The 25,219-nt window shown below is 60.9% G+C and carries 23 protein-coding genes, 1 other RNA gene and 2 pseudogenes; 10 read left to right on the top strand and 16 right to left on the bottom strand.

What is annotated here, in order from left to right; translation table 11 throughout:
* Positions 1–18: 18 nt before the first annotated feature.
* From KSY82_RS05130 to KSY82_RS05100, 7 genes are all read right to left on the bottom strand, one after another.
* Entirely contained in the window at positions 19–1,182 is a 1,164-nt protein-coding gene (locus KSY82_RS05130; RefSeq protein ID WP_217750448.1) for a double-cubane-cluster-containing anaerobic reductase, read from the bottom strand.
* 154 nt (positions 1,183–1,336) lie between these two features.
* A complete protein-coding gene (locus KSY82_RS05125; RefSeq protein WP_217750449.1) occupies positions 1,337–2,620 on the bottom strand; it encodes a double-cubane-cluster-containing anaerobic reductase in 1,284 nt (427 codons plus the stop codon).
* Positions 2,621–3,049: 429 nt separating this feature from the next.
* Positions 3,050–4,120: a sulfate/molybdate ABC transporter ATP-binding protein gene (locus tag KSY82_RS05120; RefSeq protein ID WP_217750450.1), complete on the bottom strand. Its 1,071-nt coding sequence runs from the start codon at positions 4,118–4,120 to the stop codon at positions 3,050–3,052.
* 3 nt (positions 4,121–4,123) lie between these two features.
* Complete coding sequence (gene modB / locus KSY82_RS05115) at positions 4,124–5,566, bottom strand: molybdate ABC transporter permease subunit (protein ID WP_271737877.1); 1,443 nt, start codon at positions 5,564–5,566, stop codon at positions 4,124–4,126.
* Positions 5,567–5,634: 68 nt separating this feature from the next.
* Positions 5,635–6,510 carry a molybdate ABC transporter substrate-binding protein gene (gene modA, locus KSY82_RS05110; RefSeq protein ID WP_217750451.1) on the bottom strand — a complete coding sequence of 292 codons (876 nt, stop codon included), beginning with the start codon at positions 6,508–6,510 and terminating at the stop codon, positions 5,635–5,637.
* A gap of 203 nt (positions 6,511–6,713) precedes the next feature.
* Positions 6,714–7,193, bottom strand: coding sequence for a MogA/MoaB family molybdenum cofactor biosynthesis protein (locus KSY82_RS05105; protein WP_217750452.1), 480 nt, complete (start codon positions 7,191–7,193; stop codon positions 6,714–6,716).
* 10 nt (positions 7,194–7,203) lie between these two features.
* Positions 7,204–8,466 (bottom strand): molybdopterin molybdotransferase MoeA, encoded by a 1,263-nt coding sequence (locus KSY82_RS05100; RefSeq protein WP_217750453.1) that lies wholly within the window; start codon positions 8,464–8,466, stop codon positions 7,204–7,206.
* A gap of 211 nt (positions 8,467–8,677) precedes the next feature.
* Here KSY82_RS05100 and KSY82_RS05095 point away from each other — a divergent pair, with 211 nt between their 5' ends.
* Both KSY82_RS05095 and KSY82_RS05090 read left to right on the top strand, forming a co-directional pair.
* On the top strand, positions 8,678–10,099 hold the full coding sequence (locus KSY82_RS05095) for a chloride channel protein (protein WP_217750454.1): 1,422 nt from the start codon (positions 8,678–8,680) through the stop codon (positions 10,097–10,099).
* An 87-nt stretch (positions 10,100–10,186) separates the two neighbouring features.
* Positions 10,187–11,149, top strand: coding sequence for a diacylglycerol/lipid kinase family protein (locus tag KSY82_RS05090; protein WP_217750455.1), 963 nt, complete (start codon positions 10,187–10,189; stop codon positions 11,147–11,149).
* A gap of 86 nt (positions 11,150–11,235) precedes the next feature.
* Here KSY82_RS05090 and KSY82_RS05085 read toward each other — a convergent pair.
* The 4 genes and pseudogenes from KSY82_RS05085 to KSY82_RS05070 form a co-directional block, all read right to left on the bottom strand.
* Positions 11,236–11,547: pseudogene (locus tag KSY82_RS05085) on the bottom strand (peptide chain release factor-like protein); the annotation flags it as partial.
* Positions 11,548–11,699: 152 nt separating this feature from the next.
* Positions 11,700–12,278 carry a xanthine phosphoribosyltransferase gene (locus tag KSY82_RS05080; protein WP_035138016.1) on the bottom strand — a complete coding sequence of 193 codons (579 nt, stop codon included), beginning with the start codon at positions 12,276–12,278 and terminating at the stop codon, positions 11,700–11,702.
* Between the two features lie 160 nt (positions 12,279–12,438).
* Complete coding sequence (locus KSY82_RS05075) at positions 12,439–13,743, bottom strand: MFS transporter (protein WP_217750457.1); 1,305 nt, start codon at positions 13,741–13,743, stop codon at positions 12,439–12,441.
* Between the two features lie 141 nt (positions 13,744–13,884).
* Positions 13,885–15,168: an O-acetylhomoserine aminocarboxypropyltransferase/cysteine synthase family protein gene (locus KSY82_RS05070; RefSeq protein ID WP_217750458.1), complete on the bottom strand. Its 1,284-nt coding sequence runs from the start codon at positions 15,166–15,168 to the stop codon at positions 13,885–13,887.
* 230 nt (positions 15,169–15,398) lie between these two features.
* Between KSY82_RS05070 and KSY82_RS05065 the strand changes: the two genes are divergently transcribed.
* Positions 15,399–15,845: a C-GCAxxG-C-C family protein gene (locus KSY82_RS05065; protein WP_055251626.1), complete on the top strand. Its 447-nt coding sequence runs from the start codon at positions 15,399–15,401 to the stop codon at positions 15,843–15,845.
* Positions 15,846–15,912: 67 nt separating this feature from the next.
* Here the strand turns inward: KSY82_RS05065 and KSY82_RS05060 are convergent, their stop codons facing one another.
* The 3 genes from KSY82_RS05060 to rpsA all read right to left on the bottom strand — a co-directional run bounded on the left by KSY82_RS05060 (position 15,913) and on the right by rpsA (position 18,649).
* Positions 15,913–16,551, bottom strand: a complete 639-nt coding sequence (locus KSY82_RS05060) for a YigZ family protein (protein ID WP_217750459.1) — start codon at positions 16,549–16,551, stop codon at positions 15,913–15,915.
* A gap of 228 nt (positions 16,552–16,779) precedes the next feature.
* An RNA gene (gene rnpB / locus KSY82_RS05055) (RNase P RNA component class A) lies at positions 16,780–17,141 on the bottom strand.
* Between the two features lie 341 nt (positions 17,142–17,482).
* Positions 17,483–18,649, bottom strand: coding sequence for a 30S ribosomal protein S1 (gene rpsA, locus KSY82_RS05050; protein WP_022095232.1), 1,167 nt, complete (start codon positions 18,647–18,649; stop codon positions 17,483–17,485).
* A 315-nt stretch (positions 18,650–18,964) separates the two neighbouring features.
* On the opposite strand from rpsA, the gene KSY82_RS05045 reads away from it, so the two are divergent.
* Complete coding sequence (locus tag KSY82_RS05045) at positions 18,965–19,723, top strand: HAD family hydrolase (protein WP_217750460.1); 759 nt, start codon at positions 18,965–18,967, stop codon at positions 19,721–19,723.
* 87 nt (positions 19,724–19,810) lie between these two features.
* On the opposite strand, the gene KSY82_RS05040 is transcribed toward KSY82_RS05045, so the two are convergent.
* Positions 19,811–20,200, bottom strand: coding sequence for a hypothetical protein (locus KSY82_RS05040; protein WP_368042032.1), 390 nt, complete (start codon positions 20,198–20,200; stop codon positions 19,811–19,813).
* Between the two features lie 298 nt (positions 20,201–20,498).
* On the opposite strand from KSY82_RS05040, the pseudogene trpS reads away from it, so the two are divergent.
* From trpS to KSY82_RS05010, 6 genes and pseudogenes are all read left to right on the top strand, one after another.
* A pseudogene (gene trpS, locus KSY82_RS05035) lies at positions 20,499–21,476 on the top strand (tryptophan--tRNA ligase).
* A 51-nt stretch (positions 21,477–21,527) separates the two neighbouring features.
* Positions 21,528–21,860: an MGMT family protein gene (locus tag KSY82_RS05030; RefSeq protein WP_217750461.1), complete on the top strand. Its 333-nt coding sequence runs from the start codon at positions 21,528–21,530 to the stop codon at positions 21,858–21,860.
* A gap of 444 nt (positions 21,861–22,304) precedes the next feature.
* The gene (locus tag KSY82_RS05025) at positions 22,305–23,324 is read left to right on the top strand and encodes an SPFH domain-containing protein (protein ID WP_217750462.1); all 1,020 of its coding nucleotides are present in this window, start codon (positions 22,305–22,307) and stop codon (positions 23,322–23,324) included.
* Positions 23,325–23,388: 64 nt separating this feature from the next.
* The gene (locus KSY82_RS05020; RefSeq protein ID WP_117743601.1) at positions 23,389–23,580 is read left to right on the top strand and encodes a type II toxin-antitoxin system antitoxin; all 192 of its coding nucleotides are present in this window, start codon (positions 23,389–23,391) and stop codon (positions 23,578–23,580) included.
* 343 nt (positions 23,581–23,923) lie between these two features.
* Positions 23,924–24,544 (top strand): helix-turn-helix domain-containing protein, encoded by a 621-nt coding sequence (locus tag KSY82_RS05015; protein WP_117734979.1) that lies wholly within the window; start codon positions 23,924–23,926, stop codon positions 24,542–24,544.
* A gap of 99 nt (positions 24,545–24,643) precedes the next feature.
* Positions 24,644–24,988 (top strand): hypothetical protein, encoded by a 345-nt coding sequence (locus KSY82_RS05010; RefSeq protein ID WP_217750463.1) that lies wholly within the window; start codon positions 24,644–24,646, stop codon positions 24,986–24,988.
* A gap of 5 nt (positions 24,989–24,993) precedes the next feature.
* On the opposite strand, the gene KSY82_RS05005 is transcribed toward KSY82_RS05010, so the two are convergent.
* Positions 24,994–25,219, bottom strand: a 226-nt coding sequence (locus KSY82_RS05005; RefSeq protein WP_217752369.1) for a hypothetical protein, incomplete at its 5' end; no start/stop codon positions are given.

Genomic DNA, 25,219 nt, shown 5'->3' with positions numbered 1-25,219 from the left:
CCCCTTGCCGCGTTCGCCCTACAGGGTCTCGATAAAGGCGGCGATGCGCGTCTCGATCTGGCCCATGTCGCCATTGCTGTAGTCGGTCTCGATCTTCATGTACGGAATACCCGCACCCTCGACGGCCTCCTGCATGCGCGCACTCTCCACATTAAAGGTGTGGCAGGCCTGGAGCACGTTTTCGACCACGCCATCGACGTGATACTTCTCGCACATGGCCAGTGTATTTTCCATGCGACCGTCGTTGGGCGTCATGACCGAGCAGTTGATGTCCAGGTATCGGTCGGCGATGGCGCGCAGGATATCGGGAGCCTCCGGGTCGATCATCATGGCCGCCGTACGCTCGCCCGAGCAGTCGTCCATGCACACAACCACGCCGCCGTTGGACTCGATGGTGCGGCCAATCTTGTTGATCACACCGCCCACCGGGCAGCCGGTGATCAGAATGCGCTTAGCATCTGCCGCGACCGGGCGCTCTCCAGCCTCGTAGGTCTCACGCAGCTTGACAACCTTTTGCTCCAGCTGCTGCGTATAGGCCTCGATATCAAAGCTGAACGTACCGGCAAACATGGTGCTCATCAGGTCGACGCCGCTCATGGCCGCAGGCTGGTTGGCCTGGAGGGCAAACATCTCGAGTTGCGCCGCACGCAGACGGTTGCGGCGTCGGACGGCAGCGCGCAAGTCATCGTCGGTAATCGTGATGCCGTAGAAGCCCTCGAGCTCCTCTTTGAGCAGGCGGCACTCCTCGTACCAGCCTTCACGCTCGTAGGCGCGATCGCGACCCTGCGGCAGATGCAGAACGTGCGTGCGTTTGAGCTCGTTGAGCAGCTCGTACATCTTCTTCTTGCCGTCGCAGGTGGTCTCGCCGATGATCATGTCGCTAAAGTACGTAAACGGGCACTTTTGCGAGTAGGCAAAGCCGTAAGTCGACTTGATGAGCGGGCAGAGGTTTGCCGGCAGCACCTTCTCGGCCTCGGGAATCACCTCATCGGACGTACCGCACAGAGCGACACTTGCGGCCCCCGCGGCATCGATAATCTCGAGCGGCGTATAGCTGCACAAGAAGCCGACCAGGCGATTGCCGGCCTGCTTGTAATCCTTAACGCGAATAAACGCCGCCTTGCGCTGCTCGTTGAACTCCTCAAACGTAGACGGCAACGGCTGCTCAATATATTCCGACATATAACTCCTTAACAAACCTTTTAACCAACCAAGGAAACGGCTTTCCCAGGTGCCCGAGGTTGCCGTGAAAGAGAAGCGCCGCGTACTTTGGTACGCAAACGATGGTTTGAACGGCAAGATCGGGTGCCTGGGGAAGCCGCCGGGACGGATACCCCTAAATGGTTTCCAAGAAAGCTTCAATGCGCGTCTGCAGTTGGCCCGCATCCTCACCGGCGTAGTCGGTCGTGATGTGCATAAACGGAATGCCTGCCTCCTCGGCGGCCTTCTCCACGGCAAACGACTCCATCTCGTAGAGCGTGCAGAACTGCAGCGCCACGTCGACGATGCCGTCGGCATGCAGGTCCTTGGCCATCTGGACAATGTCCTTCATACGCTGGCCGTTGGGCGTAAAGACGGCGCAGTTGATCTTAAAGTAGCGCTCGGCGATGGCGTCGAGCATCTCGTCGACCGTCTCGCCGGACTCGTCGACCAGGTCCTTGTAGTAGCGCGAGCCCGTGCAGGACTCCTCGCCCACCACGACACCGCCGGCCTTCTCGATGAGATTGAACAGCTTCCAGTTGGGCACAGCCATGGGCGTGCCGGTGTACAGGATACGTTTGGTCCCCTTGGGCGCCACGCCCTCGCCGGCCTCGACACGCTGCTCGCACTCAGCCGCCATATCGTTAATGGCTCCGGTCAGACGCGGCGTGTCGTCCATAAAGGCGGCCTGAACGGTCAGCAGGCTGTCCAGACCGCTGATGGGTGCAGGGTCGGCAGCGCGCGTGGCAGCAAGGCGCTGCAGGGCGCGACGCTTCTCATTGACGGCGTGGATGGCGGCCTTCAGACGCTCAGGCGTAATCGTGACGCCGCATTCTTCCTCAATCTTGGCGGCGAGCTTCTTGACCTCGGCCTTCCAGGTCACGAGCGTCGACTCGTCGTGCACGTTGGGAATATCCATGACGTACATGTTCTTTTGCGTGGCAAAGAACTCGTAGGCCTTCTTCTTGCCATCGCAGGTGTTCTCGCCCACCACCAGGTCGCTCGACTCAATGTAGGGGCAGACCTCGCCCAGCTTAAAGCCGGCAAAGCTCTTGATAAGCGGACAGGTGTTGCGCGGCAGGTGCTCCTCGACCTTATCGGTTGCCCAATCGGCACCCGAGCACAGGCCCACGGGAATACCGTCACAGGCAAGTACGATCTCCTCGGGCACGTACACGCAGAACGAACCGACGATCTTGGTGGCCTCGCCGGCCTCCTTCTTGTCGAGCATCTCCTTAATACGGCCGCTATGGATGTTGGTGGCCACAAAGTCCAGGTAGGACGTGGACTTGGGGCGATTGTTCTGCGTCAGGAACATATCGCCGTACATCTGGCCCACGGCGCCCAACAGCATGTCGTGGTCGGCAAGATTCATGCCGAGGCTCTCCCACATCGGATGGAAATCAAATTCTTCAGCCATGACGGTTCCCCTCTCGAACCAAAAACGGATAACGGCGGTATCGATGCACGACGGACGGCGATTGTCCGGCCGTGCTCAAACCCGGAATTTTAGGGAACCTGCCTTGAGGACGGTTATTTAGTTGTGCGTCGTCTCTCCCGGAGCCGTGAACATACCTGCTCATATGCGGCTCCGAGCCATATATAGGGCACGCGCGGCAACGCGGCGAATGTATGTCGTCTGCGGCATGTGCGCACCCTCCTCTACAAGTTGAGGTCAACTATATCAACGGTCGTCGACCATGCGAACACCGTTGACATTCGTACGACAACCTCGTGTACCGTCGTTTAATAAATAATTATCTTGATTGATAAGAGTTTGTCATCCTTCATTCGGCGAACGGCAAGACAAAGCCGCCGAGGCTTATATCCCCGACGGCATTACCCGGCGCTATCGACAAACCAGGTGAATCCTACTCGCATCGAAGTGCATGCGCAGGTTCTCGCCTGCTTGCGGCAGCTCGTCGACAGGCACGCCCACTTTGTTGACCTTCCACTGCAGACGCGTGGGCGCATCAGTACGCGGCACGTCCAACAGCACCAGGCGCTCAAAGCGCGAATCGCTCACTCGGGCCACGTGCAAATCATAGCTGTTGCGACCCCGCCCCGCGCGATTGTCAACATGGAAGTAGCTTGCGCGAATGCCCAGGTACGCCACATTATCGGGAACCGCGCGACCCACGTTAAAGCTCATGCCCCAGTCGAGGGCCTCAACTTCTTCGTCGCCGATCTTGCGCGCCCGGCTTGTGTTCTTGCAGCCCGTCAGGCGCAGCGCCGCCAGCGTCTGCGGACGGCGGACCACGTCCTCGACTGAGCCGATCTCCTCAACATGTCCGTCGTGCATCACGCAGATGCGCTGGCACAGGCGGCACGCTTCGTCGATGTCGTGGCTCACGTAGAGCACGGTGCGGTTGCATACATCGAACAGGTCGAGCATATTCTGCTCGAGGGCGCTCTTAAGATAGGAATCGAGTGCGCTCATGGGCTCGTCGAACATAAAGATACCCGGATGCGCCGCCACCATGCGCGCAAGCGCCACACGTTGCTGCTGACCGCCCGAGAGTCGCACGGGATAGCGGTCGGCAAAATCGGCCAGTCCAAAGATACCCAGGTAGCGCTCGGCGAGCTTTTTGCGCGCGGCGGCGTCGCCCGCATCCTTTACACCGGCGCATACGTTATCGGCCACCGTCATGTTGGGGAAAAGCTGATAGTTTTGGAACAGCAGGGCGCATTTTCGCTCCTGGGGCGACAGGTTGATGCCCGCCGCCGAGTCAAAAAAGGTCACGCCGTTGACGACGATCTTGCCCTCGTCGGGCGTCTCAACACCGGCAATGCAGCGCAGCGTGCAGCTCTTGCCGCAGCCCGAGGCACCAAGCAGCGCCACACGCTCCTCGCCGGCCTCAAGCTGCATATCGAGCATAAACCCCGGATAGCGCTTTTTTATGTCCAGAACGAGTGACATGGCCTATCGACCCCCCTGCATAGCGGGCTCATCGCGCATGAGCTCGGCCAGCGCCTCGCGATCGATACGCAGCGCATCGCCACCGGCGGGATCGAGCGAATCGCCCTGTCCGGCAAGCTCTTTGGCCTGCTTGCGCTCCGCACGGGAAAGACCACGCTCGCGGTACTTTTGCGAATGTGCCGTGTACATGTTGATGAATAGGATGACCAGGAAGCTGAACGCAATTACGACCACGACCCAAAAGAGGGCCACCGACGTGTTGCCGCCCATCCACTCAAAGTAGATGGCGATGGGGATGGTCTGGGTAATGCCGGCGTAGTTGCCCGCAAAGAACAGGGTGCAGCCAAACTCGCCCATCGCGCGGGCAAAGGCGAGCACCGTGCCGGCGGCAATCGAGGGCCAGCCAAGCGGCATCATAAGCTTGGTAAAGATGCGACGCTCGGACCAGCCCAGCGTGCGCGCCGCATCGAGCATCTGCGTGTCGAGGCTCTCAAAGGCTCCGAGCGCCGTGCGGTAGACCAGGGGAAACGACACAACGACGGCAGATATCACCGCCGCAGGCCAGGTAAAGACGATCGAGATGCCGTGCGCGATGAGCCACCGACCGACCCCGGTCGATCGACCAAATAGCATAAGCAGCAGAAAGCCGCAGACCGTGGGCGGCAGCACCATAGGAATCGTAAAGACCGAATCGAGCAGGCCCTTGATGCGACTCGAGGTACCCATAGTCTTCCACGCGGCGAACAGGCCCAGCGCAAAGGAGATCAGCAGGGCAAGGCCGCTCGTTTTAATGGACACCCAAAACGGTCGGTAGTCGATGCAGCCCAATAAGGAGGCCAGAGAGGTCAAGGGCCCCTGCTCATCCCGCAACACGACAGACGACGCTTCTACCATTTGAGCGCTATCAAGCCAACGCGCGCCGCCCTTGGCATCACCCGAGGCTGATGCAATCACCACATAGCGGTCCCCATCCGCACCGCGCTCGTCAAAGCCATAGGTATACCCGCCGGCGTCAAACGTTGTTTCCGCCGTGACATACCAAGGAAGATCCACGTCCCCTAGCCGCGCACCTCCCATGCAGTTTGCGCTGTCGAGCTCACAGACGAGGGTCTTGAGACCCGATACGCACTCGTTGTCCTGCGGATCCAATCCATACTTCTCGACCGCTTTGGGCGATATCCACACAACAACGCGGTCGGCAGCAGGCGCCACTACAAGGTCCACGTCCTCGTCAACGGGAAACCGGTAGCCCTCAGGCTGGCCCTCCATGGCACGAGCGGTCCCCTTGGCCAATCGCTCAAAACCCTCGATCCCATAGGAAAGCCCATGAGCGGTCGCAGCAACCTGGGCCCCGTCCTCAGCGTCCCCAGCAAACGCAAATCCCGGCACCCAGCAAAGCGCGAAGGTCAAAGCACAGGCGACAAGCATGCGGAATCTATTAAGCACGAAAAGCTCCAAGCGAATACAAGGACGGAGTAAAACACAAAACGATAGAATTATCGCGCCAAGCCGCACTACTCGGAAAGCTCAAAGCCGTACTTGGCCCAAATCTTCTGGGCTTTCTTGTTGGTCAGGCAGAAGTCGATGAACGCCTTGGCCTCGTCGGCATGCTCGGAGCTATCGGCGACAGCGCCGGGATACACGATGGGCTTGTGCGAGTCCTCGGGGCACACGAAGGCCTCCTCGATGTCGTCGTAGCGGAAGATATCGGAGCTGTAGACAAAACCCGCCACGCAGTCGCCTGTAGAGACGTAAGACGCAGCGGTGCCGACCTTGTCGGCCAGGGCTACCTTGTCGGCGAGCTCGGGCGCGTACTCGCCGTCGTCGCCCTCGGTACCGGTATAGAGGCCCACGGAAGCCAGCGCCTGGTTGGCGTACTTGCCGGCGGGGACGGTCTTGGCGTCGCCGATGGCAATCTTACCGTCCAGATTCGCGACGTCGGCGATGGCCTCGACCTTAGTATCGGAGCCCTCGGCGCGAATGATCACGAGATCGTTGACGAACATGTCCTCGCGGGTGTCGGTGTCGACGAGCTCGGCGGTCTCAGCGTCATCCATGGTGCCCTTGGAAGCGGTGATGAGCACGTCGACCGTGGCGCCGGCCTTCATCTGCTCGACGAGGTCGCCGGAGGCCTTAAACTGCGTGTCGGCAAAGGTGGTGCCGGTTTGGTCGGTGTAGAGCTCCTGAACCTCGGGCAGGGCCTTCTCGAGGGAGTTAGCGGCAAAGACCTGCAGCTCGACGGTTTCCTTCTTGGAAGAGGCCTTGGCGGAGCCGACATCGGATCCGGCCGGCTCGGACGTCTTGCTGCCCGAACAGCCGGCAAGACCAAGGCCGGCAGCGGCGACAGCAGAAAGCGAAACGAATCCGCGGCGAGAAACCATATCGAACATGTTCAACCCTTTCGAACGCTATGCCCGGGCACCCCGCCTCGAGCTTTAATCTGCAATCAGATTATACTTCTGCGCGAATAATGATAGTGAGATATTATTCTCGTCAGAGAATATAGTTTCAAGTTACCGTGCACCTCGGCGTCGATTCGGCGGAAAACAAAGGCGGAGCAGCCGTTCAGGTCGCCCCGCCGCAGGTAAACCGCTTAGTTGGTATGTCCGCCGCCCGCCGTCATCTGAGCCGCATGCTCCAGCTGGTCTGTTATGGCCTCCCAGCTTTCGCGGGCGGCCTTCGTAGAACCGGGAAAGTTTACGACAAGTGTATGACCTCGTTGCATGCAAATAGCGCGCGAGAGCATGGCGCGGCGCGTCTTGGTCATGGAGTAGGCACGAATTGCCTCGGCAATACCCGGCACATCGCGGTCGCAGACGGAACGCGTCGCCTCGGGCGTTACATCGCGCATCGAAAGCCCCGTGCCGCCGCAGGTGAGCACGACATTGGCGTGGCACTCATCGGCGGCTTCCATAATGGCATCACCGATCTCGCTGACGTCGTCGCGCACGACCACATGTGAGGCGACCGTCCAGCCCTGTGCCTCGATAAGTTCCTCGAGTGCGGCTCCGGCCTCATCCTGCAAAAGATCGCGTGTGTCCGAGCACGTCACGATCGATATCTTCAGCTCCATAGCATTCCCCCTACAACACGGCGCCCTCGGGCAGGTCGACGCGAACAACGTCCACGGCATCTCCCGCCTTGAGCTCGCACGGTCCTTCGTCAATACGCAGCAGGCAGTTCGCACGCTGCATAGTTCCAAGCAGCGCCGAATTCTGTGTCTTAGCCTCGGTCACCAACAACTCACCGGTCTCGGGGTCGCGCAAAACCGTGGCGCGATCGAAGAAGCGGCGATGCTGTCGCTTTTTCACGCCGTGCGTGAGCGTCGCCTGCTGCACGGGACGCGCAACCTCGGCAAAACCGCGCATCTTGCGAATCGCCGGACGGGCAAGCATCTCAAAGCCCACATACGCCGCGGCCGGGTTGCCCGAAAGCCCCAGGTAGGGCTTACCCCCGAGCAAGCCAAACGTGATGGCCTTGCCCGGACGCATCGAGATGCGGTCAAACAGCACCTCGCCCTCACGCCGGACGAGCGCCGTCACATAGTCGTAATCGCCCGCCGAGGCGCCACCGCTCGTAATGACAAAGTCGCACTCCTGCACGGCACGATGCACCAGCTCGGCGATCGCTTGCTCATCATCGGGCGCAATGCCGTAGAACACGGGCTCCGCGCCGGCATCGAGTGCTTCGGCCATCAACGCCGACGAGTTGGAATCGCGAATCTGCCCGCGCGCCGGCAGCTCACCCGGCGCGACCAGCTCCGTGCCCAGCGAGATAATGCCCACGCGCGGAGCGGCATGCACCTTCACGTTCGCATACCCGGCGCTCGCCAGCAGGCCGGCGCCCGCCGGAGCCACAACCTCGCCGGCGCGCATCACGACGTCGCCGGCATGAGCTTCCTCAGCAGCCGAGCGAACGTTCTCCCCCACCTTGGCCGGCGCCGAGAACCTCACACGCGAGCCCTCGTTGCCGTCACCGTCGAGCACATCAACGATCTCATACTTCACCACGGCATCGGCACCTTCGGGTACCGGCGCGCCCGTCATGATGCGGACCGTCTCGCCCGCGCCGATTGCGCCCTCAAACACATGGCCCGCGGCCTCGTGTCCGATAACGTCGAGCGTCACCGGCGCCTCGCCAGATGCCTGCGCCAAGTCCGCCGAGCGCACGGCATATCCGTCCATAGCGCTGTTGGCAAACGGCGAGATGTCGATATCGGCCACCGCGTCCTCGGCCAAGGGAAAACCAGCCGCCTGCCACACGGGAATCTCGATGAGATCCGTCGGAGCAACGTGCGACAAAACAATCGACTGCGCATCCTCCAACGGTATGAGTTTCTCTGCCATATGCACCTCTTAATGCCACGGCGCACAACAGGGGCGCCAATTCTTTATGCTTGTCTCAGTATAATCCCCCGACGCACGACCGCGACTCGGCCTGTACCCGCAAATACACCTGTCGGTTGCAGGCCGAGAAACAGAATGGAAACCAACCCACCGGCTCGTCGCGTTTACCGCGTTTTATAATTGCTTGCGTTGCAACCTAAAAGAGGAACGTATGGCTCATAACGACAAACCCGAAAGCGCAAACAAAGCGCAGGATCATTTCCAGCCGCTCGACGACGGCGGTTTTTTCTCCCTTAATGACGTCATCACGGCAGGCAGGCATCAACTTACCCGCTCCGAGCATCTCTTGGCTGCCGACACGCGCCGCAACGCCCGCAACCTACTAGCGAGCACTAAGTTGCTCGTACTCGTCGTCACCGTCTCGCTCGCCATGGGCGTTGCCGCTTGGGCGTTTTTGGCCTCATTAAATATCGCGACCGACTATCGCGAGCACCATGCGTGGATTTACGCGCTGCTTCCCGTTATGGGCGTTGCCACCGCATGGGTGTACAAAAACCACGGTCTCGCCGCCAAGCGTGGCAACAACCTGGTCATCGACTCCGCTCTGGGCACACGCCTCATCCATATGCGCATGGCCATCCTCACCTTCGTCTGCTCCACGCTCACGCACCTCACCGGCGGCTCGGCCGGTCGCGAGGGAGCTGCGGTGCAGATTGGCGGCACCATCGCCAGCAACATCTCGAGCCTCGCCCACCTCAAAAAGCATGACCACCACGACCTCATGCTCGCCGGCATCTCGTCGGCCTTTGGCGCCGTGTTCGGCTCGCCCCTTGCCGGGGCTTTCTTTGGCATGGAGATGTGCTTCATCGGCAAGATCGACTACACCGCGGGCATCTACTGCCTGGTCGCTTCGTTTACCGGCTACTTTACGTCGCTTGCCTTGGGAACCGAGTACGAGGCGAATGTTATCGCCAGCGTTCCCAACATGACACCACGGACGGTTGTCATCGTTGTTATCAGTGCCATTATCTTCGGTCTGACGGCACGCCTCTTTGCCTGGTCAGTTCGAACCGTCAAGAGCCTGTACGGTCGCTTTATCACCAATTACCTCGTTCGCGCACTCATAGGCGCACTCGTGGTTTTGGCCGCCTATGCCCTCCTCGACGCCTGGGACTACGCCGGCCTTTCCACGTGGCTTTCCGGCGCCGGATTTGCCGGCAACACCACCCTGGCGGACGCAGTCATCAAGTTGGTCGTCACAGCGCTCACCCTGGGCGCGGGCTTCCAAGGCGGCGAGGTCACGCCCCTGTTTGGCATCGGTGCGGCACTCGGCGGCTGGATCGGTTGCCTCGTCGGAATCGACCCCAGCTTTCTGGCGGCGCTGGGCATGCTCGGTGTATTCTGCGCCGGCCTTAACGTGCCCATCACCACCTGCATGATGGCCATCGACCTGTTCCACGGCACGGCCGCCGGGTTCTTTGTCATCGTGGCCTTTATCAGCTATCTCGCCGGCGGACACCGCGGCGTGTACCCCGCCCAGCGCATTATCTCACCCAAGCGTCGTTCGCTTATTGTGGATGAGGGCGGTACGGTGGCGGATGCTATCGAGCGCCACAACGACCTGATAGAGTAGACGTAAGTATTCGCCGTGCAGCCACAATCGGGGGCAATTCGACCTGAGCGCGACCGCACTGTCATGCCACACGCCGGGAGTCGCCCCATGCACGCAACTGATTTTGGTCGCACGCTCATCATCGCCAACCCCGCCGCCCAGTCGGGTGCGGCGCGCGAAGTTGCCAAGCGCCTGCAGCGCTTTTTGGACATGACCACGCGCTCATCCCAGTTTGACCTGGTGCTGACCGAGCGCATGGGACATGCCAAGGAACTTGCCGCACGGGCCCAGGGCTACCGCACGGTTATCGCACTCGGCGGCGACGGCGTGATCCACGAGGTCGTCAATGGACTCATGACGCAGGATGAGGCGGTCCGTCCCGCCCTTGCCGTCCTGCCCGTAGGCTCCGGCAACGATTTTGCCCAAACGCTCGGTATCGACGATTTCTCCGGCAAAGATTTTGGCGCGCTGCTCACCTGCGAGCTGCAGCGTCAGGATATCGGACGCATTCGCTCATGGAACCCCGCAAGCGGTAGCGGCGAGGCGACCGTCGAGTACTACGACCAGACGCTTTCGGTCGGCATCGATGCCGCCATCGGCCTGGGCACCACCGAGCTGCGAAAAAAGACGGGGCTCGCCGGCGCTCCGCTCTACACTCTATCGGGACTTGAGCAGTTTGGCCTGCGCTACCGCAACTATCCCATGACGGTCAGCTTTGACGGTGCGCCCGCAGAGCGCGTGCAGGCGATTATTATGGCCATCCAGCTGGGGCCCACCTATGGCTCGGGCTATCGCATCTGCCCCGAAGCCGACCCCTGCGACGGCATGCTCGACGTCTGCTACGCCTGCGGCCCCGTCCCCCGTGCGGTCGCCCTGCCTATGTTTCTTTCGGCCAAGGACGGCCATCATACCAAGCTGCCGCCGGTTCGCATGCGTCGTTGCCGTCATGCCGAGCTCACGTTCGAGGAGCCCGACTACCCCATCCAGGCCGACGGCGAGCCCATCGTCGCCTCGCGCATCGAGGTCGACGTCCTCGGCGGAGCCCTCCACGTCTGGCGCCCCACCCACTAGCCATCCCTAAGTTGCGGTGAAATAGGGACTGTTTATGCAGCTAAAGCCGTAAAACAGTCCCTATTTCACCGCAACTTATGAGGAGATCATTCGTCGCTGCCCGGTTTGCGACGGTTGGCCTTTTTAATGGCGTTGAAGTGCTTATCATTGAGCCTGCGCTGGCGAGAGCGCTGGGGCACCTTGGTCTTTACGCGTCGACGCGGCGGACGGCCACGACGCTCAAGCTCAGCGCGCAGCTTACGCAGACAGCAGCTACGATTCTGAAACTGACTGCGGCTCTCGCGCGCCGTCACGACAATCCCCGTGGGCCCATGCTTCATGCGTACCGCCGAGTCCGTCGTGTTCACGCCCTGTCCGCCCGGACCCGTCGCGCGAAACACCTGCACTTCGCAATCGCGTGCCAACTCCTCGACCGACATCTCGGCATAGCGTGCATACTCGCTCCATCCCATCTTGTTCTCATCCATATCAACACCTCCCCTCATACAAAAAATGTGACAAAGGGACAGTCCCTTTGTCACATCGCATACCAATCGCTTGTGTTGCGCGCTTAGGCGAAGGTGATCTCGCCGTTCTCGCAGTCCATATCGGCGATACGGGCCAGGCTCTCAACGCGGAAGCCGCGCTTGCGGAGCTTATCGCCACCGCCTTGGAAGCCCTTCTCCACCGCAATGCCAATACCAGATACCTCGGCACCCGCAGCCTCACAGATCTTGATAAGACCCTCGAGCGCGCAGCCGTTGGCCAGGAAGTCGTCGATAATCAGGACCTTGTCGCCCTCGGACAGGAAGCGCTTACCAACGATAACCGGGTACTCCTTCTGCTTGGTAAAGGAGTAGATGGTCGTGGCATACTGCTCGCCGTCGAGGTTGATGGACTGTGCCTTCTTGGCAAAGACCACCGGCACGCCGCCAAAATGCTGGGCCGCAATGCAAGCCATGCCAATGCCCGAAGCCTCGATCGTCAGGATCTTGTTGATCTCGACACCCTCGAACAGACGGGCCCACTCGGCGCCCATATGGTCGAACAGCTCAACGTCGCACTGGTGGTTGAGGAAGGCATCAACCTTAAGGACGTTACCGGCCTTTACGATGCCGTCATGGCGAATACGATCCTCAAGCTCCTGCATGGCGCAACCCCTTCTCGCGGCAACGATACCGCGCGATTAATAAACGTTGTTCGATAGTCTACCACGGACCGACCCCCGCCCGTCCCACAAGCCGCATCGCACCATAAAGCTGCAAGACCAGTAGATAGGCCCGATTCGTGGCAGACAGCCTCCCAACACGCTAATGCCGGGTGCGCGTCCTCACCAAACGTACCAATGTGAGCGCAAAGCCCACGGTAGCAACGGCCATCAGCACGTAGAATACCAAACGGAAGCCAAAGAGGAACACGTCCGGACGACCCGCCACATAGCTCGTGACCGTCTTGCCCATCGCCGCGCTCGTCTGTCCATACAGGATGCGCGACGCCGCCGTAATACCCAGCGCTATGCCCGCATAGCGCGCCAAGCTGCTCAAGCTGCCCGCAAAGCCAAGCGCCTCACGCGGAGCCGAACCCATATACAGCGAATTATTGGGACTCTGGAAGATCGACGTGCCGCACGACATAAACGCGACACAGCACACAATCATCAAGATGGAAGAGTGCTCGTCAAGCGTGCTCACCGCAAAGAGACCGCACACGTACACGCCCAGGCCAACGGCTGTGGGCGCTTCACAACCAACACGGTCGGACACCGAGCCCGAAAGCGGGCCCACAAAGGCATTCACGACCGGCATCGCCAAAAACAACAGGCCGGAGATATCGGAGCTAAAGCCGTGGGCATCCTGAAAGTAGAACGGCAGCACAAACTCGGAGGCACCGATACCCACGAACACGATAAGCATGCAAGCCAGGTTAATCGTGAAAGCCGAGCTCGCAAAGCAGCGACGCGCCGCCTCTGTCAACGGCATAGGGCGTTCGCCAGCCTCCGGCTTCACATGCGGCAGCGTATAGAGTCCCACGATAAACGAGATTACGCCAATGGGCAGATTGATAAGGAAGATGCTCTCCCAGGGAAAGCTCGCCACCAGCACGCCGCCGAGCACGGGGCCGCACATCATGCCAAGAGCCACAAAGGTCGCCAGAATGCCCATGGCACGACCGCGCTCACGCGCCGGAAACGACTCGGTGATGATGCCCATATTGTTGGCCATCGCGGCGGCACAGCCAATGCCCTGCACGAAACGCGCCAAGATAAGCACCTCGAGCGAAGCCGAAAGCCCGCAAAGCAGCGAGCCACCCGTAAAGACGATCACACCAAGCTGGAACACATTCACCTTGCCGCGCACATCGCCCAAGCGACCAAACGGCAGCATGGCGACACACGTCGCGAGCAGATACGCCGAGCTCACGAGCTGAATGCGGTCGAGACCCACCCCCAGCTCCTTTTGCATCACTGGGAGCGCCACCGTCACGATGCTCGCATCCAGACACGCCATAAAGGTCATGGCGAGCACGGTGAACAGAATCGCCCATTTATTCTTACCGTGGGTGTCGCCCTCCAGGGCAATGTGTTCGCGGCGCAGCTGCTCGGCAGTTTTCTCCATGTATATCCTTTCTATCGTGCAACTCAAAAACGGGACCCCAATCGCCTACAAACGGTCACGATCGGGGTCCCGCCTACGGAATCGGAACTATGAGGACGTCGTCAGCCGAAAAGCCGTCCCACGCCTCGCACACACGCTAGCCTAGCACTGCTCGAGCGCCTGCTCAATGTCGGCAATCAGATCGGCCGTGTCCTCAAGGCCGCACGACAGGCGCACCATGTCGGCGGAGATGCCGCAGGCGATGAGCTCCTCGTCGTTCATCTGGCGATGGGTGGCGTTTGCCGGGTGCAGGCAGCAGGTGCGCGCATCGGCCACGTGTGTGGCAATCTGGGCGAGCTTAAGGCTCTTCATAAAGGTCTCGGCCGCCGCACGACCACCGTTAAAGCCAAAGCTCACGACACCGCAGGTGCCGTTGGGCATGTACTTCTGCGCCATGTCGTAGTACTTGTCGCCCTCCAGGCCCGGATAGCTCACAAAGCGCACCTTGGGGTGGCTCTGCAGGAACTTGGCGACCGCCAGGCCGTTCTCACAGTGGCGCGGCATACGCACGTGCAGGCTCTCGAGCGAGCTGTTCAGGAAGAACGCCGCCTGCGGGTTCTGCATGGGGCCGAGGTCGCGCATGAGCTGAGCGGTTGCCTTGGTAATGAAGGCACCCTCGCGACCGAACTTCTCGGCATACGTCACGCCGTGGTAGCTCTCGTCGGGCGTGGTGAGACCCGGGAACTTGTCTGCATGGGCCATCCAGTCAAACTGGCCGTGGTCGACGATCACGCCGCCCAGGTAGGCAGCATGTCCATCCATGTACTTGCTGGTAGAGTGCGTAACGATGTCGGCGCCCCACTCAAAGGGACGGCACATCACGGGCGTCGGGAAGGTGTTGTCGACCATCAGCGGCACGCCGTGGTCATGTGCGGCCTTGGCAAAGCGCTCAATATCGAGCACGGCGAGGGCGGGGTTGGCGATCGTCTCGCCAAAGACGAGCTTGGTATTGGGCTCAAATGCCGCCTCGAGCTCCTCGTCGGTGCAGTCGGGGGCAACGAACGTGCAGGTCACGCCCATGCGGCCCATGGTGTGGGCGAGCAGGTTATACGTACCGCCGTAAATGGCAGAGCTCGCGACCACATGATCGCCGGCACCGACCACGTTAAAGATCGCGAGAAAATTCGCAGCCATGCCCGAGCTCGTGAGCATCGCAGCGGTGCCGCCCTCCATCTCGCAGATCTTGGCGGCAACGAGATCGCACGTGGGGTTCTGCAAACGGCTGTAGAAGTAGCCCGACTCCTCTAGGTCAAACAGCTTACCCATGTGCTCGGACGTGTCGTACTTCCACGTGGTGGACTGGTAGATGGGCACCTGGCGCGGCTCCGCATCTCCCGGGTGATAGCCGCCCTGAACACATGTAGTTCCGATGGTCTGCTCGCTCATATCTAGCTCCCTTGCCTGGGTTACATTTTATTCGGTTCACGATACCGCTACCCTGCACCCCTCTCAACCCATCCCCAAGGTAGGTTACGGGACAAATTGATCAGAGGTATTTATCTCAAGCCTTGGGCATTTGCTCGATAGATAAAAACGAGGCATACATGAAGCTCTCGATGATTACATGCCCCGTCACGGGTACCATAGGCGGGTACACCGTAACCAAGGAGACAACGATGAAGCAAATCGATACGGCCCAGCTCGACATCACCGCCTGTCAGGCTCAGGCTGCCGAATACCACGCCCGTGGCTTTAACTGCGCCCAGGCCGTCGCCTGCACGCTCGCGCCCGCTGTCGGGCTCGACCCCCAGGTCGCCTTTACCCTCACCGAGGGCTTTGGCGCCGGCATGGGCGGTATGACCGAGACCTGCGGCGCCATCTCGGGCGCCGTGGCCATCATGGGCTTTGTAATGAGCGATGGCATGGAAAACCCGAAGACCAAGGGCCAGACCTACAAGCTGTCGCGCGAGATTGCCAAGCGCTTTGGCGAGAAGAACACGACGACCGTCTGCGGCACGCTCAAGGGCATCGGATCGGACAAGGGTCCGCTCCGCAGCTGTCCCGGTTGCATCGACGATGCCGTCGAAATCGCCTGTGATGTACTAAAGCAGCTCGCCGAGTAAACGGCGGCAACATAAATCGACGGCCGGCGCGCTTGGAATCAATCCAAAAGCACGCCGGCCGTCGCCGTTAGAACTCGGCAAATTCGGGAGCGCCGACCTCAATCTCCTCACGCCCCGCCATAAGCTCGCGCATCCTGGCGCAAAAAGACTCCTGCTCCCCCGCCTTAAACACCAAGTGAAGTGTCACGGCATCCGCGTAATCGGTATCCGAAACCTTGGCACCCGAATCCTGCGCCAAGCGAAGCACCTGCTCATACTGCGGATAGGCCACATGCACGTCAACAGGCACGACGCTCGTCATCTCGACGATCTGCCCGGCCTCCCGAGCCGCGGCCACCGCCGCTTGCGTCGCCGCGGTATAGGCGCGTACCAAGCCACCAGGCCCCAACAGCGTGCCACCAAAATAGCGCGTCACTACGCAGCAAACATTTTTGAGCCCCGCGCCGCGCAACACCTCGAGCGTCGGCATACCGCTCGTGCGGCTCGGCTCACCGTCATCGCTTTGACGCTCGCGTCCATCGACCAAAATCCACGCGGGAACATTGTGTCGAGCGTCGTAATGACGTTTGCGAACGGTCTCGATAAAGGCATTCGCCTCATCCTCGGACTCAATATGGACCAGCTGGGCAATAAACCGGCTCTTGCGGTCCACAAATTCGCCCGAAACCTCAATATTCGATTGCAGAGTAAAATAGCTGTCCAACAAAGCCCCTCAACAAAATAAAGCGCAGCAACAAACAGCCTCAATAATACGGCAAAGACAGCACCGTTGACCTCGCCAACAAGAACGGAAACGCCAATGATACCGTCACCAACAGCGAGAACCCGTCAGCGCGAGCAAGGTGCCTTGAAAGACAAGGGCATTGACCTTATGGTCATGCCCGAAGGCTTGAAAGGCAGATTGCCGCGCTGACGGGTTCGCAGCGTCAACAAAGTGCTGAGTGGGCCGATAAGCCGGGTTCTGTCGTGAACGGTCATTTATCTTGTCTGCACGTTACCGTGCAGTTCCACGCACGCTACCCGAACGCGGACCGGGCCGGCCCATAGCGTTCCTATTCGCGCTTGCTCCGGATGGGGCTTGCCAAGCCGCCGTGTTACCACGACGCTGGTGGTCTCTTACACCACCGTTTCAGCTTTTCCCTTTACGCCTTGCGGCGCAGGTGGGAGTCTTCTTTTCTGCGGCGCTTTCCGTCGGATCACTCCGCCCGGCCGTTAGCCGGCATCCCGCCCTCTGGAGCCCGGACTTTCCTCACGCGTGCTGCAAGCAGCACATCGCGCGACCGTCTGGCCCACTCAGCAGTGCAAGAGTGTAACACACCGTTGCCGCAGGCAATGGCACAACGCAAACGCTCGACACGATAAACCAAGAACCGCCATGCGCTACAATGGTCCTGTCGATGGGCAACGTCGTCAGTCGAGACACGACCGCGCTCCGCACCCCTCCGTCTACTCGGTGCGTTCCCGCCTCCTCCCCGAGGCGGGATGTCGGCATTTTTTCATGCACCGACAACCCAATAGCAAGCAGACAGACCGGACAGCATTGCGCACGGGCAGCATCGCGTACCTCAGCAGCAAATGCAAAAAGGGACCCGTCCATTGCGGACGGATCCCTTAAAACAAGTGATCGTCAAACCGATTTACTCGGCGTCGGTCTCCTCGTCCTTCTTCTCGGAAGGCAGCGGGGTGACCTCGATCTCGACGCCCAGAGTCTCAGCAGCGGACTTCATGGACAGGGAGATACGACGACGGTCGAGGTCGATCTCCATGACCTTGACCTGAACCTTGTCGCCCACGTGGGTGACCTGAGAAGGCTGATCGACGTGCTTGTTGGCCATCTCGGAGATGTGCACCAGGCCCTCGATGCCCTCGCCCAGGTCGACGAAAGCGCCGAACGGGACAAGCTTGGTCACAGTGCCCTCGACGATAGCGCCGACGGGGTACTTCTTGACCAGTGCGCGCCACGGATCCTCGGTGGTCTGCTTGAGACCCAGGGAAATGCGCTCGCGGTTGAGATCGACGTCGAGAACCTCGACCTCGACCTCCTGGCCGACCTTGACAACCTCGGAAGGATGGTTGACGTGGTTCCAGGAAAGCTCGGAGATGTGGATGAGGCCGTCGATACCGCCGAGGTCGACGAAGGCGCCGAAGTCGACGATGGAGGAAACAGTGCCCTGGAGACGCATGCCAGACTTGAGCTTGGACAGGATCTCGGAGCGCTCGGCCTTACGGGACTCCTCGAGCACGACGCGACGGGAGAGGACGACGTTGTTGCGGTTGCGGTCCATCTCGATGACGCGGGCCTCGATGCGGGTGCCCATGTAGGAGGTGAGGTCCTTGACACGACGGAGGTCGACGAGGGAGGCGGGCAGGAAGCCACGCAGGCCGATGTCGAGGATCAGGCCGCCCTTGACAACCTCGATAACCTCGCCCTCGACGTTCTCGCCGGAGTTGAACTTCTCCTCGATGCGGTTCCAAGCACGCTCGTACTCGGCACGCTTCTTGGACAGGACCAGACGACCGTCCTTGTCCTCCTTCTGGAGAACCAGAGCCTCGATGGGATCACCGAGTGCAACGATGTCTGCAGGGTTAGCGTCCTTGCGGATGGACAGCTCGCGGACCGGGATAACGCCCTCGGACTTGAATCCGATGTCAACGAGCACCTCGTCATGCTCGATCTTAACGACAGTGCCGTTAACGAGATCGCCCTCATCAAAGTCGGTAATCGTACCGTCGATGAGGTTGTTCATCTCCTCCTCATTGACATCGTCAAGAGAGAAAATGGACGAGTTCTGAATCTCACTCAAAGGTGGACCCCTTTCGAACTACGGGGCCCCGATTGCTAGGACCTACAGAAGGGTGCGACAAGCACACAACGTTTAGGAACACTCGGGAGCCGACAGATACTAATGTGACGCTTATGCAATCACGTTCGTATAGGTTACGGGGAAATCATTTCGATTTCAAGCGTGAACTGCGATTTTTTACTCGTGTGGAGACTTTTTCGCAATCTTATGGACGACCGTCTCCATAAGTTGACGATAGGCAGTTAGGCATACGGCTTTGGGGTAAAGTATCCGGAGCCAACGATTCTGGAACGATTTTTCGAGAAAGGTGCCCGCGTGCTCAAAGCAGTCGTTTTCGATATGGACGAGACGCTTCTTAGCATCAACCTCAACGCGTTCATCCTTCGCTATTTTAAGGATGTCTCGTCGATGCTCGCGGATATCGGGCGCCGCAGCCGCGGTGGCACGATGGCGCGCCTCGGCACCATCCTGGTCGACCTCAACGCCAACCGCCGAAGCGGCACGGACAACCGAACCAATCTTGGGTTTTATCAGACCGAGGTCGAGCGCAGATGCGGCATTTGCCTCTCGGACCCCCTCATCAACGAGGCGTTTACCTACTACGAGCGCGAGATTTTGCCGTTCAAAAACGACGACATGATCAACGCGAAGGCAATGCCCGGCGCGCACGCCGCGCTCCAGGCAGTACAGGACGCAGGGCTGCGCTGTGCACTCTTCACCAATCCTAGCTTTCCCCAGGGTGCCATCGAGTGTCGCATGGGCTGGGGCGAGCTGAGCGACGTCCCCTTTGAACTCGTGACGCACATGGGAAACGCCACCCGCTGCAAGCCCGATGCCACGTATTACCTGGAGCAGTTGCAGGTGATGGGACTCGAGCCGCACGAGGTCCTCATGGTGGGCAACGATCCCAAGCGTGACTTCCCCAGCCCCGACTGCGGCATCCAGACCGCCTACGTGGGCCAGGGAAAACCGAGCCGAGCCACCTGGCGCGGATCCATGGAAGACTTCGCCCGCAACTTCAACGCCGTAGTAGAAGCCTTCTACGAGCACCAAATAGCCGACGAACTAAGCTAGTCCCCAAATCAGGAATGGGGCGCACATTTGCCCCACGCTTCATTACGTGGGCAACGGCTTGAGGGCAAGATGCGATGCCCCAGTGTCCTAGGCCGTGATCATTTTGACGCGTTCGCCGATTTTGGCGTCGCGCTTGTCGGAAATAACAGTAAAGCCCTCCAGGTCGCACACCTTTACATTTGAAAACACGTGGAACTTGGAGCTATCGGCGAGTACGTAACTCGCTTGGGAATTCTGCATCACGATACGTTTTTTGATAGCCTCGGGATAACCTGGCGTCATGATGCCGCGGTCCTCGTCCACCGCGTTGACACCTATAAACGCCCGGTCAACGTACAGCTCGCGCAGCGCGCTCTCAACCATAGGACCGGTGAGCGAGCAGGTAACGGGGTTGAAGTCGCCGCCAATTACCACCACCTTAGCAGCAAGCTCGCCCGTAAACCGACATGCATAGCCGTTGGCGGTGTAGATAGTCACCGGCTTGTCGACGAGCAGGCTCAGGAGCGCCGTCGCGGTGGTACCGGAGTCGACAGCGAGATGAGACCGTCACGCCCGAAGACCCCGCTTTCGCCGCCGAGGAACGCGCGGCGCACGTGGCCCATGAGGAGCGGCTCGAGCATATCGAGGGGCTCCTTCCCAAGAAGGGAAACGACCCTGCGGGACGACACGGCGAAAACCATCGTTGATTCCGGCAAGAGACGCCGTTTCTCTGGTAGCTTCATCTTCAACCAAGACCGACAATGCCGGCCAGGCACTCAACCCAAAAGGAGACAGCATGCCCAACGAGCTCAGCTATGAGGTCAGCCTCGAGCGCAGCAACCAGATCCGCGCCGACCTGCCGCAGCACCCCGAGAAGTACACCATGCTCACCGGCGACCGCCCCACCGGCCGCCTGCACCTCGGCCACTACTTCGGCACGCTCAAGAGCCGTGTCGAGCTGCAGGACATGGGCGTCCACACCAACGTGCTCATCGCCGACTACCAGGTCATCACCGACCGCGACAGCACCGACAACATCTAGGACAACGTCTACAACATGGTCATCGACTACCTGGCCTGCGGCCTGGACCCCGACAAGACGATGATCTACACGCACTCCGCCGTGCCCGCGGCAAACCAGCTCATGCTGCCGTTCTTGTCGCTCGTCTCCGAGGCCTTGCTGCAGCGCAACCCCATCGTCAAGGCCGAGATGGAGGCCAGCGGCCATGAGGTCACCGGCCTTTTGCTCACCTACCCCGTGCACCAGGCGTGCGACATCTTGTTCTGCAAGGGCAACGTCGTGCCGGTCGGGCGCGACCAGCTGCTGCACATCGAGCTCACCCGCACCATCGCACGCAAGTTCAACAACCGCTACGGCAAGGTGTTCCCCGAGGTCGACGCGCTGCTGTCCGATACGCCGCTGCTGCCCGGCCTTGACGGGCGCAAGATGAGCAAGTCCTACGGCAACGCCATCAACATCTCCATGACCGCCGAGGAGACGGCCAAGCGCATCAAGAAGAGCCAGACCGACGGCGAGCGCATGATCACGTTCGACCCCGAAGCCCGTCCCGGTGTGTCCGGCCTGCTCTCCACCGCCGCCATCTGCACCGGCCGCTCCGAGGTCGAGATCGCCGAGGAGATCGGCATGGGCGGCGCAGGCGCGCTCAAGAAGTACGTCACCGACGACGTGCGCCCCCACTGCGACGCCGTGCTCGAGACCACGGGCATGGACGGCGCGTTTGAGGAGCTTGTCGAGAGGTTCTTGGAGGCGTAGCGCGTCCGCTGCTCGCGGGCGCGCCGATACCCGCGCACTGAAAGGTTTGTGATGGCTGATAGGAACCGCGAGGGCTTCTTCGGGAGCGTCTACGAGATGGTCGCACAGGTTCCCGCGGGCATGGTCGCCACCTACGGGCAGATCGCCAAGCTCGTCGGCGAGCCCAGGCGAGCCCGTTACGTGGGATATGCCCTGCACGTCAACCCTCAACCGGGCGTCATCCCCTGCCATCGCATCGTGTTTGCCGACGGCCGCCTCGCTGCGGGCTTCGCCTTTGGCGGACCTGAGGCGCAACGTGAGCTGCTCGAAGCCGAGGGTGTCGAATTTCTCGACGACGGCCGAGTCGACCTCACCCGGTACCGCTGGCCTGCGGGCGTGATGTAGGGGCGCGAGGAGCGACAGGCAGGCCCGTTCCCCGGCAGTGCCCATACCACCCGCGGGCATGCGCACCGTGAAGCGCTCGAGGACGTCTGTCGCCTCGCGGCGCTCGCGCGCGCCGCGGCGAGCGGCCCACGCAACCAGCGGGCCGAAGACGAACACAATCATTCCGACGCGCAGAAACGATTCGAGCGGCTCGCTCATGGGGGCTCCCGTCAGGTCGCGTGAACTGAATGGAAGAAACTACCAGAGTGGTGGGGAGTTCCCCGAGGCGATGGGAGTCAATCGGCAAACGGCGATTGTCGTTCATGACATGGTTTCAATGTGATATCACAATGCAATCAGCAGTCGCACGGACTGCTCGGGGACTCGCCTCCTCCCCATCGCAATCTGGAGCGCGGCGCCGGGGACGTCACGCAAACGCCGGCGCAGTCGTGAAAGGAACTCACAATGAGCGTGGAAAAGCAACTCAAGGCCAAGTCGGGCTACGGCATGCTCGTCGCCGTGGCGGTGGCGCTCATCGCCATCATCGGCCTCTTTATCTGGAGCACCATCGGGCTCGCGAGCACGCCCGACGGCGTCGACGCGCCCGCAGTATACGGATGGGGGCTCGGCCTCAGCATCCTCGCGTTTTGCCTGTGGTTCATCCCACTCAACGGATTCTTCTCGCTGCAGCCCGGCCAGGCGCGCGTGTGCATCCTGTTCGGCAAGTACGTGGGCACCGTCCGCGACGAGGGCCTCTTCTGGGCCAACCCGTTCTTTAGCAAGAGCATGGGCGGATCGGCCGGGATCGGCGAGATGATCGAGCTCGAGATGAGCGATTCCAAGGCCGCCAAGGCCGCGGCGCAGAAGGCCGCCAAGGGCAACCCCACCACTATCTCCACCCGCGTGCGCACCCTGAATGGCGAGCGCCTGAAGGTCAACGACAAAATGGGCAACCCCATCGAGATCGCAACCGTCGTGGTGTGGCACGTCGCCGATACCGCCAAGGCGCTCTTCGACGTCGACGACTACCAGAGCTATGTCGCCATGCAGGCCGAGACGGCGCTGCGCCACGTGGCGAGCGTGTACGCCTACGACCACCTGGAGGACGAGTCCGATGCCGCCGGCGCCATCACGCTGCGCGCCAATGTGGAAGAGGTCTCCGAAGCCCTGCGCCGCGAGCTCGCGATGCGCCTGGCGCCCGCCGGCGTGGAGGTCGACGACGCCCGCCTCACCCATCTTGCCTACTCCCCCGAGATCGCCCAGGCGATGCTGCGCCGCCAGCAGGCGGAGGCCGTCATCGCCGCACGCAAGAAGATCGTCGAGGGCGCGGTCTCCATGGTCGACATGGCCGTGAAGGAGATGGCTGCCGGCGGCACCATCGAGCTCGACGACGAGCGCAAGGCGCAGATGGCCAGCAACCTCATGGTGGTGCTCTGCGGTGAATCCGAGGCGCACCCGGTGCTCAACGCAGGCTCGCTGTACTAACCCCAACACCAATGAGTAATTTGGGGACGGGTGCAGAATTGCACATTCGACAAGAAGGCACGTCATGGCACGCAAGCAGTATCCACTCCGTATAGACCCCGCTATCTGGGAGGCCGTCCAACGCTGGGCGGACGATGAGATGCGCAGCGCCAACGGTCAGGTGGAATGGATCTTGCGAGACGCCCTCAAACGCGCGGGAAGGCTGCCGAAGAAAGAGCCCTCGTCCAAGGACGCGCCCAAAGGCGAGGAGGGCTAAGCTGGGAAGACAGGGCTCGGCCGCTGCCGACGTCGGGACAAAGCCGCGCCCCGCGCCGCGGTCGAGGCAGAGCTGAGCCCCGCCGCTCCAAAGTCGAGACGAGCGGCGGGGCCAACACCAACCCAAAGCAAGCTCGCCCCCTCTATACGCACCAACCGGTCCCCGGAGGCATCCGCCTTTGGGGACCGTTCTTTTCCCAGCTAGATGTCGTATATAAAGCCTTTTGACAGCTCGATTTTGCCCCGTGGGGGTCAAATATAAAGACCTTTGATGGTACGATGCTCGCGTCAATGACATGGTGGCTCTCGACAGGGGTCACCCCGACCCTCTAGGGAGCAAACGCATGGAGCTGGGCTCGCACATCAAGGAGCATCGCACGGAGCTCGGACTGTCCCAAGACGATCTGGCGGAGCGCATCTACGTGTCGCGCCAGACCATCAGCAACTGGGAGTGCGGCCGTACGTATCCGGATGTCCAGAGCCTGCTGCTGCTTTCCAACGTGTTCGGGGTGACCGTGGACTCCCTCATCAAAGGAGATGTGGAAACCATGGCACAGGTAATGAACGAAGCGGTCAAGAAGTACAACGCCCTCTCCACAATCACGGTCGTGAGCGCGGTCGTGTTTTTGGTGCTGAGCGCGTGGGCGGCGTTCCAGTTCGAATGGGGCTGGGGCATGCACATCGCGCCCACCGCGGCGTTTGCCGCCGTGGCGCTCGTCGTGATGCTCGTGGCGTTCGTGTATATGGAACGCATGAAGAAGCAGCACGACCTCGTCACGTACCGCGAGGTGTTGGCGTTTAGCCGCGGCGAGCAGGTCGATCGCGACACGCTCGAGGGGCGCCGTGAGCGCGAGATGGACCCTTGGGTCAAGGGCACGCGCAACGCGGCGCAGATCATCATCGGCGCCATCGCCGGCGGACTGGTGGGCGCCGGCATCGGCATGCTCGCCAAGATGCTGAGTTAAAAGCGCGGTACGCGCCCGTTCCCCGAAATGGTATCCCCCTTAGCCCCCATTCTGAAGATGTATGCCAGAATGGGGGCGATTCCCGTTAGGAGGTGCCCCATGAACGTCACCGTACGCGCGTCCCTCATCGCATTGATCGCAATCGTTGGCGCCTGCTGGGCAATCCCCGCCCTCCTGGTGAGCTTCGTCCCATCCGATGCCGGTATGATCGCCATGATGGCGCTGATCTACCTCGTGCTCCCCGTAACTGCGATCGCCCTCGGCCTGCTCGCCGCAAACTCCGCGAGGACGCTCTTCTGGGTACCCGCGGCGCTCGGAATCGGACCCGCGGTCCTGTTTCCCCTCAAGGTCGAGGGCAGCCAGGACCTTGCGTTCCATGGGGTTGCCTATACCGCAATCGGCTACGCCGCCATGGGCCTGTACACTTGGATGACTGCTCGATAACATCGCTAAGCCATCGCAGCAACAATCATGCAGGTAAACCCCGTGCAAAACAGTTTTTGCAGCGCCCGGCAAGCCTTGCCGCATATGATGTACAACAGATTCGATAGCGCACCCGGCGTGTTCGCGGGACGCTCCTTCACGACCGGGAGGTGACGATGGACATCAGCAACCAGATCAAGACGAGGCGCGAGGCGATGGGGCTCTCCCAAGAACAGCTCGCCGAGAAACTCT

The organism is Collinsella aerofaciens, assembly GCF_019131995.1.
Lineage (GTDB): Bacteria > Actinomycetota > Coriobacteriia > Coriobacteriales > Coriobacteriaceae > Collinsella > Collinsella aerofaciens_S.
The sequence above is the reverse complement of the archived record's forward strand: the minus strand, read 5'-3'. Positions and strand labels throughout refer to the sequence as shown.

What these genes read in the sequence shown, in the direction of transcription:
- KSY82_RS05130 (WP_217750448.1), bottom strand. Translation starts at nt 1,182, where the DNA reads ATGTCGGAATATATTGAGCAGCCGTTGCCGTCTACGTTTGAGGAGTTC.
- KSY82_RS05125 (WP_217750449.1), bottom strand. Translation starts at nt 2,620, where the DNA reads ATGGCTGAAGAATTTGATTTCCATCCGATGTGGGAGAGCCTCGGCATG.
- KSY82_RS05120 (WP_217750450.1), bottom strand. Translation starts at nt 4,120, where the DNA reads ATGTCACTCGTTCTGGACATAAAAAAGCGCTATCCGGGGTTTATGCTC.
- modA (WP_217750451.1), bottom strand. Translation starts at nt 6,510, where the DNA reads ATGTTCGATATGGTTTCTCGCCGCGGATTCGTTTCGCTTTCTGCTGTC.
- KSY82_RS05105 (WP_217750452.1), bottom strand. Translation starts at nt 7,193, where the DNA reads ATGGAGCTGAAGATATCGATCGTGACGTGCTCGGACACACGCGATCTT.
- KSY82_RS05100 (WP_217750453.1), bottom strand. Translation starts at nt 8,466, where the DNA reads ATGGCAGAGAAACTCATACCGTTGGAGGATGCGCAGTCGATTGTTTTG.
- KSY82_RS05095 (WP_217750454.1), top strand. Translation starts at nt 8,678, where the DNA reads ATGGCTCATAACGACAAACCCGAAAGCGCAAACAAAGCGCAGGATCAT.
- KSY82_RS05090 (WP_217750455.1), top strand. Translation starts at nt 10,187, where the DNA reads ATGCACGCAACTGATTTTGGTCGCACGCTCATCATCGCCAACCCCGCC.
- KSY82_RS05080 (WP_035138016.1), bottom strand. Translation starts at nt 12,278, where the DNA reads ATGCAGGAGCTTGAGGATCGTATTCGCCATGACGGCATCGTAAAGGCC.
- KSY82_RS05075 (WP_217750457.1), bottom strand. Translation starts at nt 13,743, where the DNA reads ATGGAGAAAACTGCCGAGCAGCTGCGCCGCGAACACATTGCCCTGGAG.
- KSY82_RS05070 (WP_217750458.1), bottom strand. Translation starts at nt 15,168, where the DNA reads ATGAGCGAGCAGACCATCGGAACTACATGTGTTCAGGGCGGCTATCAC.
- KSY82_RS05065 (WP_055251626.1), top strand. Translation starts at nt 15,399, where the DNA reads ATGAAGCAAATCGATACGGCCCAGCTCGACATCACCGCCTGTCAGGCT.
- KSY82_RS05030 (WP_217750461.1), top strand. Translation starts at nt 21,528, where the DNA reads ATGGCTGATAGGAACCGCGAGGGCTTCTTCGGGAGCGTCTACGAGATG.
- KSY82_RS05025 (WP_217750462.1), top strand. Translation starts at nt 22,305, where the DNA reads ATGAGCGTGGAAAAGCAACTCAAGGCCAAGTCGGGCTACGGCATGCTC.
- KSY82_RS05020 (WP_117743601.1), top strand. Translation starts at nt 23,389, where the DNA reads ATGGCACGCAAGCAGTATCCACTCCGTATAGACCCCGCTATCTGGGAG.
- KSY82_RS05015 (WP_117734979.1), top strand. Translation starts at nt 23,924, where the DNA reads ATGGAGCTGGGCTCGCACATCAAGGAGCATCGCACGGAGCTCGGACTG.
- KSY82_RS05010 (WP_217750463.1), top strand. Translation starts at nt 24,644, where the DNA reads ATGAACGTCACCGTACGCGCGTCCCTCATCGCATTGATCGCAATCGTT.